Genomic DNA, 13,404 nt, shown 5'->3' on the forward strand with positions numbered 1-13,404 from the left:
GGTCGATCTCCACTGCCCATAATTCAGGGCCGGTCATCTGGGATCCGGTCCTTCGCCGCGGCGGCGAGTCGAAAATCACCACGGCTGCGGTTCGAGATCACGCGCGATTCTCCGCCATCCCGCGAGATCGGCTACATGGGGATGGTCTTCGCCAAGGACGTCACGCATGGCGTGCAGCACTCGCTCCCGCCACTGACGCGCCTCGGCCGTCCGTCCGAGCGAGTTGAGCGTCACGGCCAGATTGGCGCCGCAGAGAAGTGTGTCGGGATGATCTGGTCCCAGCCTCTCCCTCAGGCTGTCGAGAGTGTGTCTGTCCGTGATTTCCGCGCGGTCCAGTCGGTCCAGCTCAGCAAGGCAGTTCGCTACGTTGATCGACGACAGCAGCGTCATCGGATGGTTCGTACCGACCCTTTTCGCCAGCCCTTCACGGGCTTGTACGGCGCGGATGTGGGCCTCCTCCAGATTGCCCAGCGCCCGAAGGTATGAGGCGATGTTGTTGGCGGCGGCGAGGGTGTAGGGATGCTCCTCGTTGAGGATCTCTACCAGGTGCTCCATGACATCGATGGCGCGCTCGTGAGCGGCCACCGTCTCGCCTCTTGTGGCCAGGCATGAGGCGTATTCCAAGCCGCACAGCAGTGTTTCCGGGTGAGAGTCGCCGTAGTGCCGGACGTAGCGCTCATGTGTCTCCCTGACGAGTTGCTGCGCCTCTGTCTCCGTCCCCATCCTTCGCAACGAGGTGGCGAGGCTCGTGGCAGTTCGTAACGTATCTATGTGATCTTCGCCCACCACCTGGCCATAGTGCTCCAAGGTAGCCCGCGTTATCTCCAGCGAACTGGTGAACTCTCCTAATTCGCGCAGATCACGTGCCAGGTTGGCGGTCGTGTACAGAGCTCTGGGGAGCAGCGCTCCCTTACGGCTGCGATCGACCGTCTCCTGGTCGATCTCTCGCGCCTTTGAGTAGTGGCCGGCCAGCCGCAGACTGACCCCGAGATTGTGAGCCGCCATCAGGGTACGTTCGTGATCCTCGCCGAACTGATCCTTGACCCGCTCGTAGGTCTGATTGTCGCGATCGAGAGCCTCCTTGAATTCGCCGAGGGCGCGTAAGTCGGCGGCGAGGCCACCGGCGGTCATAAGTGTGTAGGGATGGTCCGGGCCGAGTTCACGGCTCTGGTGGGTGAGAACCTCGGTGTCGACGATGTGCGCTTGGGCGTAGCGACCCATCGACCGCAGAGTGTTGGCCAGGTGGAAGCGCAGGTGCACGGTCTGGCGGTCTCCCCTACCCAGCTTGACGTTCCAGGTCTGCTCAAGCCGGTTGCCCATCTCCAGGCTCGACTCGAACTCTCCACGCCGCCACAGGTAGCGCACCCGGTCGATGAGGAGCCGGCGAGTCTCCTCGTCATCGCAGTCCGCGGCCTTGGACGGGCCGAGATGCGGCCAGATCTCGTCGTAGCGCGACCAGTTGACCGGATTGTCGACGTCGCCGACACGCGGTCGGGCAGCGACCAGGATGCGATGGACGTCATGGACGGTGTTCTCCCGCTGATCACTGCTCATTCGGTCGCGGACGACGGCCTGGATCAGCCGGTGGACCTGTATGGAGTTGTCCGCGAGATCCACCCGAGCCAAGGCGTACCGGCTCAACTGGCGGATGGCCGGACCCAGCATGACCTTCTCTCGCATTGCCTCGTCATAGGGGATCAGGCAGTCGATCGTCGCGTCGCTGTAGAGCATGTCCAAAGAGACGGACTCGGGACCGAAGAAGGCGAGGAGTTCGAGTAGGCGAGCCGAGGCCCGTGAGTGTTGTGTCAGCTGCTCGAACGACACGTTCCATGTGGCGGCGACGGGCACTGGATAATCGGTGGGTTGTTCGCCCAGCTTCAGCATCTTGGTGAGTTGCTCTTCCAGCACCTCGACGTACTCCTCGGGACGCATGCCGGTCTGCTCCAGCCATGCGCTGGCCTGCTCGATGGCGAGTGGCAGGTCACCGAGTGCGTTGGCCACCTTGTCGGCGTCCGCCAGGTCGATGCCGGGGGCGCGCCGGCGAAGGTGTTCGATGCTCTCTTCCCGCGTGAAGACATCCACCTCGAGCGGGTCAGCGACGCGTGACCAAGCCGGGTTGCGCGAGGTGATGAGGATGTGTCCGGATCCGGCGGGCAGGAACGGTTCCAATTCCCGGGGATCGTCCGCGTTGTCGAAGACGAGAAGCCACCGTGTGTACGGCCGCCCCATGCGCAGTGCCTCACGCGCTGCCTTGGCGGCCTCGGCGACACTGTCGCCTACTCGGACGCCGAGCTTTTCCGCCAGTTCGGCGAAAGCAGGGTTGATCAATTCGAGGTGTTCGGCCGCGATCCACCATACGGCGTCATAATCGGCCATGAATCGATGCGCGTACTCGAGCGCTACTTGAGTCTTGCCGACGCCACCGAGTCCGAACAGAGCTTGCGGTAGCACGACTGTCTTGCTGCTACCGACGATCTGGTCGCGGAGCCTTTCAAGGACGGCGTTGCGGCCGGTGAACGCGGCGTTCCGATTCGCGACGTTCCATACCGGTGGCCGTAGGCCGGGGAAGCGGGGGCCGACGACCGCGGCGTCCTCACGTCTACCCCTCGGTGATGGCTGTCCCAGCACGCGTAAGATCGCGTCGGTGGCCTGCGACTCGTCCAGATGGGCCAGATCAATGGTCGGGCGGTCACCGAACGGCGGTCCCATGCGTACATCGGCGACACGCACCGAGATGGCCTTCGCACGCGTGCCACGGCTCTCGGCAGTCTTCGCCCACCTACGCGCCTCGGTGGATCGCATGTAAGCGGCCGAGACGACGAGGATGGTCTGGGTGGGGGAGGTCGTCTTGCCTTGCGGCGACTCTGCGTCGACGGTTGTCGCTCCCTGATCGTGCCGTATCACCTCGAAGTTGAATCTTTCGAGCACGGCGGCGATCCAGTCCGCCCACATACGATCCTCAGGAACGTAACTGAGCAGGATCTCAGTGGACAGAATGGCGGGCTTTCGCACGAAGGCGTCCCTGATGCTCAGGCGCAGATCTTCCCGCACTGCGGGGAGCTCGACGATCTCACCCTGGGTGATCACGCTCGTCAGTCGTTCAAAGGCCGCGAGCAAGGACGTGGGTGATCCTGGCGCGTCGCCGAAGGCGGCCAAAGTCTCCTCATAGGCGTAGAAGGGTTTGTACGGGATCTCGACGGCACCCCAGTAAGGGCGGAGGTCATCGGATGTCATATTTTGAGGGAAACCCTCGAACCTGCGTCTAGCGAGGTCGCGACCAGCGTCCAGTTTCTCCTTCTCGCCGTCGTCGATGCGCATCGGGACGGGAAGTATGCGGATGTTCCGGTGCTGGTAGCGACTGTTGATGTGCTGGGCGACGGCCGAGGCGCCCTCGATACTCTGGTCGCTCAGTGTGAAGCAGACCACGAGCGTATCGGGGAAATGGACGGTGCAGATGTCGGCGATGTCGCTCAGTCCGGTGCGGCTGTCGATGAGGATGTAGTCATAGTGACGTTTCATGTCCTCGCGCAAGGCGTCCAGGAACTGGCCACCGCCTTGGCGGCTGTAGAAGGTGTCCCAGTCGAAGGTGGCCACTAGTGAGGCATAGTCGCGGTTCTGGCGGCCGGCCGAGACGAAATCCAACGTTCCCTCGCCGGGAAAGTCATCCCAGTCGAGGGAGACCGCGTGGCGCTGGACCCTCGCGTAATACGCATGCCAGTCATGTGATCTCGAAGCGTACTGAAGCGCTGCCAGGGAGAACTCGTTGATCATGTCGAGGACGCCGGGGGTGGCACCAACTCTGTCGGCGTCCAGGAAGGGATGGAAGAACTTGTGAAGCCCAGGAGACTCGAGATCCCAGTCGAGAATGAGTACCCGTTTGCCGTTGCTCGCCAACACCCACGCGGTATTGGCAAGGGCCATGGTGCGGCCGGTGCCCCCTTTGTACGAGTAGAACGTGATGATGTGGCCCTTGGGGGCGTGACTCATGGCTGAGCCTCCGCGTCGTTTCCGCTGTACGGGGACTGGGGACCTTGCAGTCTCGGGAGCTCCATTGACGAATACATGTCAGGCGAAGGAGCAGAAGTGCGTTTGCGATACTGATTCACCGCCCACCGGGCGACCGGCGGAACGGCTCGGCGGAACTGGTCGAACGTGGCGACGTCGTTGGCGGCGGAACGGTGTGCCGGGAGCCCCTCGTTGAGCTTGCGAGACAGGGCACGGTGTAGGTCTTCTCTCAGACGGCGCGCCATGGCGGTTGTCTGGGCATCATCGCTGTTCATCGGGATCACGACACTTATCCATGGCTTGTCGGCCTGATCTAAGCGGCGTAGTGGTTCTTGGAACTTGTCCGATATGGCCGCCCAGGGGTCCACCAGAACCAGTCCCGTGCTCGTGGGGGACCCGTCCCCGAATAGATGGTCGTAATGTGTATCAAGAGATCCAATATCGGCTTGAAATCCCATATTGGTAACTATGTCCGCAGCCAGCTCCGCAAGAGGCCTTCCGATTGCGGGGCGATAAGGGTTCCACTCCTGAGCGTTCAGTCCGTAGTGGTAAGGCCCTCGATCGTGAGGGAGGTTGTGTATGTCGGGCGCTACCACGGTGATCCGGATGAGATGCTTCTGAGGACCACCCGGGTCGGATTGACTGAAGGCGCTGCGAAGCGATTCGTAGACGGCTGGTTCCGTAGGCGTGAGACGAGTGGACTCACCGACTTCGACGATGCGCCGTGCGAGATTGTAGACGGCCATGTCGTAGGCGCTACGGTACTGCCGGAGTTTCATGATGCCATAGAAACCATGTTCGATGTACCTGGGCCCCAGGCCGGCATGGTTGAACTGGATTGAGCGCGCCACCTCGGGCAGATCTTCAAGGGGCACAGGGACCCAAATGGCCGGGATGATCGTTTCGGCCCTCTCTCGGCCGCGTGCGTGATGGTGGAGAATCCGCTCCGAAAAGGCGGTCCACTCCTTCCCGCACTGCTCGCTTTCGAAGTAGCGCCTGGAGTAGAGGGGGACGAAGACGCGGCAGGTGGCGAGCCCCTTGGCCAGGCGGTCCGGCCAGTAGCTGCCGGAGTGCAGTTCGCGATCCATGAATCCGGGCTTCGTGCCGTGGTCGAGGCCGCTCAGAACCACCACGTGCCGACAGAGGTCCGTGTACAGCTTCGCTACCCATTGATCGGGATCGTAACGATCATTAGCGTCGTACCGCGGTGTATGTGCATAGCTCAGAAAGAAGTAGGGGCCAGCCTGTGTAGCATCTGACACGTGCAGACGCACCTCCAGCCCAAATGCCGTGGGGAATCCCGACTATAGAGTGGGACACTATGCGGGACAATGAGGAGCGAGCAATCAGATAGGGCGAAAGTCCCCGCCGATCGCCGGCGAGGTGTCCAAAGTAGAATATTGGACCGTCATGAATCATGCACGCAACGTCACCAGGGTCAGGTCGGGAGGCCTCAGCCCGGTCGGTGGTGCGTTGGTGCTGTGCATCCGGGCGTTTCGTTCCGGCATGCCCGCCACCGTGGTGCAGGGGTACGACTACGATGATTCGCGTGCGGCGGCGGCGTGCTCCCATGCCGCCCTGTGCGCGGCGGCGGCCTCTGAGGCTTCCCTCTCGGCGCCCATTGAGACGGACTCGGAGATCCATCGTCGGATGGTCGCTCTCATGACCTTGACGAAAGCTGTTCCTTTCGCGGTGAGCGCCCCCGAACCGGCCAGGGTCTCGATCGCCTCGGCCGTCAATGATCGCCAGCGTGCGAACTGCACTGCTGCGCGATGACCCGCATCGCCTTGATCGATCAAGCGTCGCACGCGCCAGAAGTCGGTGACGGCCAGGTGTGCGTAAGTGCCCTGCAAGAGCCCCTCGAAGGGACGAGGGTCGGGGCGCCAGGGTGCGTAATAGAGGCCGGAGTCCTTCGGGTCGTACAAGTGATGTATATCCAGGACGGCGCCCAATTTGACGTGTTGGAACTCGTGGATGAGTAATAGAGCGAGCGAAGCCGCTTCCTCGTCCTCGGGGAGCGCGGCGGCGACGGCGCCGAAGGCGTCACGGGCGGTGGAGCTGATCCCCGAGCCGTGGGGGTGGGGCGCGAGGGGCACGATGGTGCTGAGACCGGCGGCCAGAGCGGGGGCGTAGGCCGCGTGGTCGCGCTGGATGAGCGCCCACGCTTCGGCGAACACGGTCGCCCAGCGGGCGAACTCTTCGTCGCTGAGGCGTTCTGCAGCGGGCCATTGATGGCAGTCGCGGTAGAGGTCGACATCGTCCAAGGCGACGCTCCAACCGTCCGCGATCAAACGGCGCACCGGCCACCAGTCGGTGGCGGCGCGTGGAGAGCCGAGGTCGATCGTCACCACGCGGTCGCCGGTGTGAGCGCGGAAGTGTCCTTCGCCGGTCTCGACCATGGCATCGGCGGCCCCATCGGCGGCGAGGCGGCCGAGGGAAGGCAGATGGAGGACGCCGTCCCGGACGGGCACCCGCAGGGCGGCCGAGATCCCGGCGCGTATCGCGGCGACGGCGGCGATCGCCGCGAGATGGCCGTCATCGATCTTGCCCTTGAGACAGCCGACGGCCCATTCCCGGACGTAAGGATGTGCCAGCACGGAGTCAAGGACCGGCCGTGCTTCCCGATCGACCAGCGTCAGCAGGCGCCAGGCGTCCAGATTGGTGGAGGCTCCGCCAACGCCGGCCAGGAGGGTGCGGCGCAGGCTCTGCTGGCCGGCGTCGAGACGGTCGATGGCATGGACGCCGCCGTACCCCGAAGCCAGTTCGGCGAAGTCGACCGGAGACAGGGTATGGGTGGCATGGTCGATCGCTCGCACCCTGCTCTGGATGTGGGTGATCAATCGCAGCAGGTCGGCGCAGTAGACGCTAGGGTTTCTGAAACTCGAGCCGGTTCGGAAGCGGTGCGCGTAGAGGCCGCCACCGCATGTGGCGACGACTGGACACTTCTGGCACTCCTCACTGAGATCGTCCAAACCCTTCTGGCGGCCGGTGATGCCCGGGTGGGTGGCAACGATGTCCAATGCGTGGTGCTCGACGTCGAAACCGGTCGCGGGAGCGCCGTCGTAAGCGGTCTTCAGCGAGTCGGCCTGCTCGTATGACCCGTCGGCTTCGATCACCACGAGATCGCTGGGCTCGAGCCCGAGCGATTCGGTGGTGCTGCTCTTGTTGCCTAGCGTGCGCAGTACCGATTCGAACATGCGCACGCTCATCGGCCTGCCATCTTCCAGCCAACGATCGAAGATCTGGACGAGCCATTCCCCGAAAGCCGCCGGGTCGCCCGGTGGAACCTGATCCCAGGTGGCGTGGGGCAGCAGAAAATCGATACGAGGAGGTTCCAGGTCGGCCAAAGCCTCATAAACCGTAATGGGATCGTTGGTGATATCGATTGTGCACAGGAGACCGGAGTAGAGGGTCGGGCAGTGCTCCCGCAGTAGGGCGATACCGTTTATGACCCTGTCGTAGCTGCTACGACCGTTTGCGTACCTGCGATGGCGGTCGTTGGCGACGCGGTCTCCATCGAGTGAGATGCCGACTTCGATGCCGTGCGCGGTGAACAACTCGCAGAACCTGGCGTCAATGAGGACACCATTGGTGTGGATCTTGAGTCGCGACTCGCATACACCGGCGAGCGCCGCAGTCAAGGTGCCGGCGAAACGGCTAAGACGCTCATAGCCGACGAGCAGGGGCTCCCCTCCGTGCAGCACCACATCGACGCTGGACAGGCGATGCCGCTTCGCATGCTCCGCGATCCTGCGGGCGGCCACGTTCAGCGTGTCGTCGGACATGAACGCCGGGCGTCCTCGCCAGCTCTGGTCGGCATGTTCGTACACGTAGCAGTGGTCACAAGCGAGATCACAGCGGCTTGCGATCTTGAGCACGAATTGCCGAAACGGCAGGACGGGAAGATCCACCTGCGGTGGTTGCTCAGATGGACGAGGCGAACGCTGCGACACTGACACGGGAAAGTGCCGGTGGCAGCTGCTTGGCGTCAACGATACCCGCCCCGACCATCGTGCCGATGGTGTCGAGCGGCAGGGCTCGCACGTCGGTCAGGTTGCCCACAGCTTCAGACCGTAGGTCCTCTGCGACGTCGTTGCCCATCGTATCTACTCCACTTAGGTGCTAGTTGTAACCGTTTAGACGCGGATCTGTAGCGTATCTAACGCTAGGTATATACTAGGTAACTTAGCGTACAAGGTTGCCTGCAGACTCCACCCGTAAATGCTATACCGAACCGCGCGCAGATTTCCTTGTCTTCAGGGGTTATCGGGTGAAAATACACCGCAGCGGGGTCAGGGATCCAGTCCTAGGGGTGCAAAACCTTCTCGCAGGTCTTGCTGTGGGGTGACGGCGCCGTCTGTTGCTGTCGCGGTCCCGGTCGCCGAAAGAAGTGGTGGAGCGATATGTCCCTGATGGTGCAATAGAGGCAATTCCTACCCATCGTGTCATCTTGTGACCTTTTATGGCCGATGTCCGAATGTGAAGATTGCATGGTTATGGATTTGTTGTATGGCATCAGTGATGATGGCGTACAAGTGTAATGTGCTGGAATCGACTCTGAAATGATGATCGCTGTGTGGAAGAGGGGGCGATGGCTCGCCGGTAGAGCCGCAGCCCACGCGCAGTCCTGGTCGTGCTGTGAAGATCCGGCCCGGCGAAGTCTGAGATCATCAAGCCGGTCCGCACGGTCAAGACTGGATCAACCGGACGCATCACGCCCCGATCGGCGCGTTCACCGCGAAGGCCGGCTGAACTCCACCTGCCTTACCTCAGCGACCAACGCCCTGGAGTTGGATATGGAACGAACCTAAGTTGATATAGCGCCCCTGCCCCATCCTTCTCGTCAGGTCGGAGATCGATGAGAATCGTCTCTTGACATTGGGGTGGGACAGCGGTTGCAGTAAAGGTGTGGTGGCCAGTGACCCGGAGACGGGGTTTCCGGCGCTTTATCGCGCCGCCGACCGAGGTGCCATCGTGGGGCAGCGAAGACTGCTGACCGCGACCGGGGTGCGCCTCACCGCATTGGTGTTCGCGGCGATCTTCGGTTCCTTCACGCTGAGCGCGGGGCGCGTCGACGCCGCCGCGCTCGTCGCCGCCGCCGCGCTCGCCACGGCACTCGTCACCGAGGTCTACCTTCTCACCGTGCGGCCCGATCGCCAGTGGTACGAGGCCAGGGCCGCCGCCGAGTCGGCGAAAACGCTCGCGTGGCGTTACCTCGTCGGTGGGGCCCCCTTCGGGCGGACCGCCGAGGACGACGACGCCGATATGGATCTCCTCCTGCACCAGCGCTTCTCAGAGATCATCCGCGGTATCCGCGGATTCGCCCCTGTGCCTCCGATGGAGGAGGAATCGCAGGTCACGGTCATGATGCGGGAGACCAGGGCGCTGTCGCTGGAGGAACGCAAGCAGCACTACATGACCGGCCGGATCAACGAGCAACGCGCCTGGTACTGCGCGAAGGCCTCCTACCACGAGTGCCGGGCCTCGCGGTGGTCGATCGCGCTGGCGTCGCTGGAGGCCGCCGGCCTGATCGCCGCGATCCTGAACGCCGACCAAATCATCGACCTCGATCTGCCCGGCATCGCCGGCGCCGTCGCCGCCGCCGGCATCGCTTGGCTGCAGACCCGGCAGCACCAGCAACTCGCCACGTCGTACTCGATCGCCGCCCTTGAACTGGCGGATATCGTGTCGCGCGTGGAATGGCCTCGGACGGAGTCCGAATGGGCGCATTTCGTGGACGAGTCCGAGGAGGCCATCGCCCGTGAACATATGCTGTGGTGGGGGTCACGCAGCTGAGGACGACGGCTCGTCGCCGGTGAGCACGTGCTGTGGCGGCGCTCACGTGGGTGAAGGTGATCGTTCCAGGCCGGTTCGCATCGCGATCTCCGGGCATCGGGGGTTGCCGGCGTTCACCGTCACGCTCGTCGAGAAGGCCATTCGCGGCATCCTCGCCCGGCACGCGCCCGAGATCAGAGGGGTGTCCTGCCTGGCCGACGGGGCCGACCAGATCTTCGCGAGGGCGGTCGTGGACCTCGGCGGGACGCTGGAGGCGGTCGTCTGCTCGCAGCGCTATCGCGAGGACCTGCCCCCGGACTCTCTGGACGAGTACGACACGCTCATGGGAGCCGCCGAGAAGGTGCACCGGCTGGGGTACGTCGAGTCCACCGGCGAGTCGCACATGGAGGGCAGCAAGCTCATGCTCGACCTGGCCGAGGAGCTGTACGCCGTCTGGGACGGCAAGCCGGCCCGCGGCTACGGCGGCACGGCCGATGTGGTCGCCGAGGCGCGCCGGCGTGGCATCGAGGTTCACGTCATCTGGCCCGACGGCGCCCGCCGGGAGTAGCCCATCGTGGGCCGGTGCCGGTGCCGGTGCCGGTGCCGGTGCCGGTGCCGGTGCCGCTGCGGGTGCGGGTGCGGGTGCCGGGGCGCAAGAGCGAAGCCGGGGGAAGTGGGCCGGTGGCCTGAGGCCATGGGCCGGTGGCCCGAGGCCGTGGGACGGGAGCGTCGCGGTGCCGGAACTCGCCATCTGTACCTGACGCTGGATGACAGGTATGCCGTCCACGATGGACCCATGACCACGAAAGCGACTCTCATCGCCACGACCATCGACTGCGCCGAGCCGAAGAAGCTCGCCGAGTTCTATTCCGCGATCACCGGCTTCGAAGTGCAGTACGCCGAGGACGAGTACGCCGGCATCGGGGACGGGACGACGAGCATCTACTTCGGCCGGGTCCCCGAGCGGGAGCCGGCCGCCTGGCCCGGGCCGGGCAAGCAGTTCCACCTGGACTTCCGCGTCCCGGACGTCGGCAAGGCCGTCCAGGAGTACCTCGAACTCGGCGCCACCAAGCCGGACTTCCAGCCCGGTGACGGCTGGGTCGTCCTGGCCGACCCGGAGGGGCACCTGTTCTGCGTCTGCCCCGAGCGCTCCTGAGGCCGCGGCTCGCCGGCCCGTCGCGGGTTCACGGGCGGCGGGCCGGTCCTGGGTTCATGGGCGGCGGGCCGGTCGCGGGTTCACGGGCGGCGGGCCGGTCGCCCGCTCGTCGGCGGTGATCCGATTACCGGGGCCTTCTTTGGGCAGCGGTAGTCGCCATGTCCGAGAAGCACCATCGGAGCGCCGGGGACGGTGCGGGCGGCGGCCGGGCCACCCCTGTTCATGGGGCAATGGGGCGATCGACAACCGCGTTCCAGGCATTTGTCCTTAAGCTGGCGGGGTGCTCCCTCTGATGACCCCACATGTGCTTCCCGCTGCCCGAGTCCTGCCCGGGGCCGTGTCATGATCTGGCTCGGCGTGTCGATCGCGCTGGTCGGCGCGCTTGGGTACGCGGGAGGCGCGGCCCTGCAGCAGTACGAGGCCGTCCACGGGGGGGCCAACCTCAAGCTCGTCCGCAGGCCCCGCTGGCTGATCGGCGGGGTCATCGGCCTGCTCGGCGCCGGCCTGCACGCCGTGGCGCTGAGCTTCGCCCCGCTCGTGCTGATCCAGCCGGTCAGCGTGGCGACGCTGGTGTTCGCCGTTCCCCTTGCGGCGGTGCTGCACGGCAGACGTCCGCACAAGGCGGAGATCCTCGGCTCGATCGCGGTGGCCGCCGGGCTGCTGGGGCTCATGCTGCTGATCCCGCAGAGCAACACCCGCCCGGTGCTTTCCACCCCGGCGGCGCTGGCCTTCCTGGCGGTGGTGGGCGTGGTGGTGGCGGTGTGCAACTTCGCGGCGCGGCGCGCCAAGGGCGCGTCGAAGGCGCTGCTGCTGTCGGTCGGCGCGGGGTCGGTGACCGCCTCGGTCTCCACGTTCGTCCGCGTCGTGGGCGGGGGGCTGGGCGGCGACCTGTCGCGCCTGGTCCACTGGTTCACGGTCGCGATCCCCGTGCTCCTCGTCTGCGCCATCGTGCTGCTGCAGAGGTCGTACGCGGTGGGGTACTTCGGCATCGCCTACGCCGGCGTGCAGGTAGTGGACCCGATCACCTCGGTGATCGCGGGGGCGGTGCTGCTCGGCGAGCCGCTGCCGACCGGCGTCGGCGACGTCATCCCGGCCATTCTCTCGGCCGCGGTGCTGATCGCGGGAACGATCACGCTGAGCCGTCTCACGCCCGAGGCCACCCAGGCCGTCACTCCTCCGCACGCCGAACTACCCGTCCCCATCTCCACCCGCGCAGGCGTCCGCTAGAAACTCCACCCTGCCGATGTGCGCCGGCGCTCGGGCTGAGCGGGTCAGGCGGGTGGGCGCCAGGTGAAGACGTCCTGGAACTGGCGCAGGGTGAGGTCGTCGCCGAGGTGTCCGGTCAGGGCCATGGCGGCGTTCCTGGCGCGGACGGCCAGGGGGTTGGACCACCGGGTCACGCGGCAGATGGTGCGCGACCTGCGCATGATGGTGCTGGTGCGGCGCAGCCGGGCCGCGGTGTAGGCGGGGAGGTCGCCCGAGAGGTGGGCCAGGACCACCGCGTCCTCGATCGCCTGGCAGGCGCCCTGGCCGAGGTTCGGGGTCATCGCGTGGGCCGCGTCTCCGAGCAGTGCCACCCTGCCGGAGTGGAAGGCGGGCAGGGGAGCGGCCAGGCAGCGGATGTCGTGCCGCAGAATCGTCTCCTCGGGGGCCGCCTCGATCAGCCGGGGGATCGGGTCGTGCCAGTCGCCGAACAGCCTCAGCAGCTCGGCTTTGCGCGTCCCGGCGTCCCCGCCGCCCTTGTCGTGGTGGTTCGCGCTCGTGCCGCTCGGCGGGACGGGGGCGGTGGCGTAGGAGTACACCCGGCCGCCGGCGAGCGGCGTGATGCCGAACACCTGGCCGCGCCCCCACGACTCGCTGCCGCGGAACTCGCCCTCCGGCCGGTCGGCCAGGAGCCGCCAGCTCGTCACGCCGGCGTGCACAGCACCGGGGTGCCGGGGGAACAGTGAGCGGCGGACGGCGGAGTCGATGCCGTCGGCCGCCACCACCAGGTCGGCCCGCAGGTCGCCGGCGCTGGTGGAGACCCTTCCGTCCTCAGGGTCGACGCCGTGGACGTCGGTGCCCGGGCGCAGCGCGCCGGACGGCAGCCGGCGCGCGAGCAGGTCGACCAGCGTGGCGCGGAGCAGGATCACCGTCGGCTCGCCGAACCGCGCCAGCGCGGCCTCGGCGCTGGTGCGCAGCAGCCACCGGCCGTCGGGGGTGCGGATGCCCGCCTCGCCCTGGAGCGCCGCCAGCGCGCGCACTTCGTCGCCCACGCCGATCGTGTCCAGGGCCCTGAGCGCGTTGGGCGCGATGGCGAGGCCCGAGCCGACCGGTTCGATCGACGGCGCTCGTTCGCACACCGTGACCGACCAGCCCTTGCGGGCGAGCGCCACGGCGGCGCTCAGGCCGCCGATCCCGCCGCCGATCACTACCGCGTGGGACATGTCCCCTCCTTCAACTACACCTGTAGTTACGTTACTACACGT

At 65.7% G+C, this 13,404-nt stretch carries 9 protein-coding genes; 4 read left to right on the plus strand and 5 right to left on the minus strand.

Features of this window, described 5'->3' with window-relative positions; genetic code table 11:
- Positions 1-75: 75 nt before the first annotated feature.
- From fxsT to ACFQSB_RS23715, 4 genes are all read right to left on the minus strand, one after another.
- Positions 76-3,987 (minus strand): FxSxx-COOH system tetratricopeptide repeat protein, encoded by a 3,912-nt coding sequence (gene fxsT / locus ACFQSB_RS23700; protein ID WP_380829156.1) that lies wholly within the window; start codon positions 3,985-3,987, stop codon positions 76-78.
- Complete coding sequence (locus ACFQSB_RS23705) at positions 3,984-5,279, minus strand: TIR-like protein FxsC (protein ID WP_380829158.1); 1,296 nt, start codon at positions 5,277-5,279, stop codon at positions 3,984-3,986. Before ACFQSB_RS23705 ends, fxsT begins: the two co-directional genes overlap by 4 nt.
- A gap of 261 nt (positions 5,280-5,540) precedes the next feature.
- Positions 5,541-7,916, minus strand: coding sequence for an FxsB family cyclophane-forming radical SAM/SPASM peptide maturase (locus tag ACFQSB_RS23710; protein WP_380829159.1), 2,376 nt, complete (start codon positions 7,914-7,916; stop codon positions 5,541-5,543).
- A gap of 13 nt (positions 7,917-7,929) precedes the next feature.
- On the minus strand, positions 7,930-8,106 hold the full coding sequence (locus ACFQSB_RS23715; RefSeq protein WP_380829161.1) for a hypothetical protein: 177 nt from the start codon (positions 8,104-8,106) through the stop codon (positions 7,930-7,932).
- 810 nt (positions 8,107-8,916) lie between these two features.
- Between ACFQSB_RS23715 and ACFQSB_RS23720 the strand changes: the two genes are divergently transcribed.
- From ACFQSB_RS23720 to ACFQSB_RS23735, 4 genes are all read left to right on the plus strand, one after another.
- On the plus strand, positions 8,917-9,801 hold the full coding sequence (locus tag ACFQSB_RS23720) for a DUF4231 domain-containing protein (protein ID WP_380829163.1): 885 nt from the start codon (positions 8,917-8,919) through the stop codon (positions 9,799-9,801).
- A gap of 103 nt (positions 9,802-9,904) precedes the next feature.
- The gene (locus ACFQSB_RS23725; protein ID WP_380829165.1) at positions 9,905-10,348 is read left to right on the plus strand and encodes a hypothetical protein; all 444 of its coding nucleotides are present in this window, start codon (positions 9,905-9,907) and stop codon (positions 10,346-10,348) included.
- Between the two features lie 228 nt (positions 10,349-10,576).
- Positions 10,577-10,936: a VOC family protein gene (locus ACFQSB_RS23730; protein WP_380829167.1), complete on the plus strand. Its 360-nt coding sequence runs from the start codon at positions 10,577-10,579 to the stop codon at positions 10,934-10,936.
- Between the two features lie 342 nt (positions 10,937-11,278).
- Positions 11,279-12,163, plus strand: a complete 885-nt coding sequence (locus ACFQSB_RS23735; protein ID WP_380829169.1) for a DMT family transporter — start codon at positions 11,279-11,281, stop codon at positions 12,161-12,163.
- Positions 12,164-12,207: 44 nt separating this feature from the next.
- On the opposite strand, the gene ACFQSB_RS23740 is transcribed toward ACFQSB_RS23735, so the two are convergent.
- Positions 12,208-13,362 (minus strand): FAD-dependent oxidoreductase, encoded by a 1,155-nt coding sequence (locus ACFQSB_RS23740; protein ID WP_380829171.1) that lies wholly within the window; start codon positions 13,360-13,362, stop codon positions 12,208-12,210.
- Positions 13,363-13,404 lie beyond the last annotated feature (42 nt).

It is taken from the genome of Sphaerisporangium rhizosphaerae (assembly GCF_042665155.1).
Lineage (GTDB): Bacteria > Actinomycetota > Actinomycetes > Streptosporangiales > Streptosporangiaceae > Sphaerisporangium > Sphaerisporangium rhizosphaerae.

Excerpts from the sequence above, each read along its gene's own strand:
- fxsT (WP_380829156.1), bottom strand. The coding sequence starts at position 3,987 with ATGAGTCACGCCCCCAAGGGCCACATCATCACGTTCTACTCGTACAAA.
- ACFQSB_RS23715 (WP_380829161.1), bottom strand. The coding sequence starts at position 8,106 with ATGGGCAACGACGTCGCAGAGGACCTACGGTCTGAAGCTGTGGGCAAC.
- ACFQSB_RS23730 (WP_380829167.1), top strand. The coding sequence starts at position 10,577 with ATGACCACGAAAGCGACTCTCATCGCCACGACCATCGACTGCGCCGAG.
- ACFQSB_RS23735 (WP_380829169.1), top strand. The coding sequence starts at position 11,279 with ATGATCTGGCTCGGCGTGTCGATCGCGCTGGTCGGCGCGCTTGGGTAC.
- ACFQSB_RS23740 (WP_380829171.1), bottom strand. The coding sequence starts at position 13,362 with ATGTCCCACGCGGTAGTGATCGGCGGCGGGATCGGCGGCCTGAGCGCC.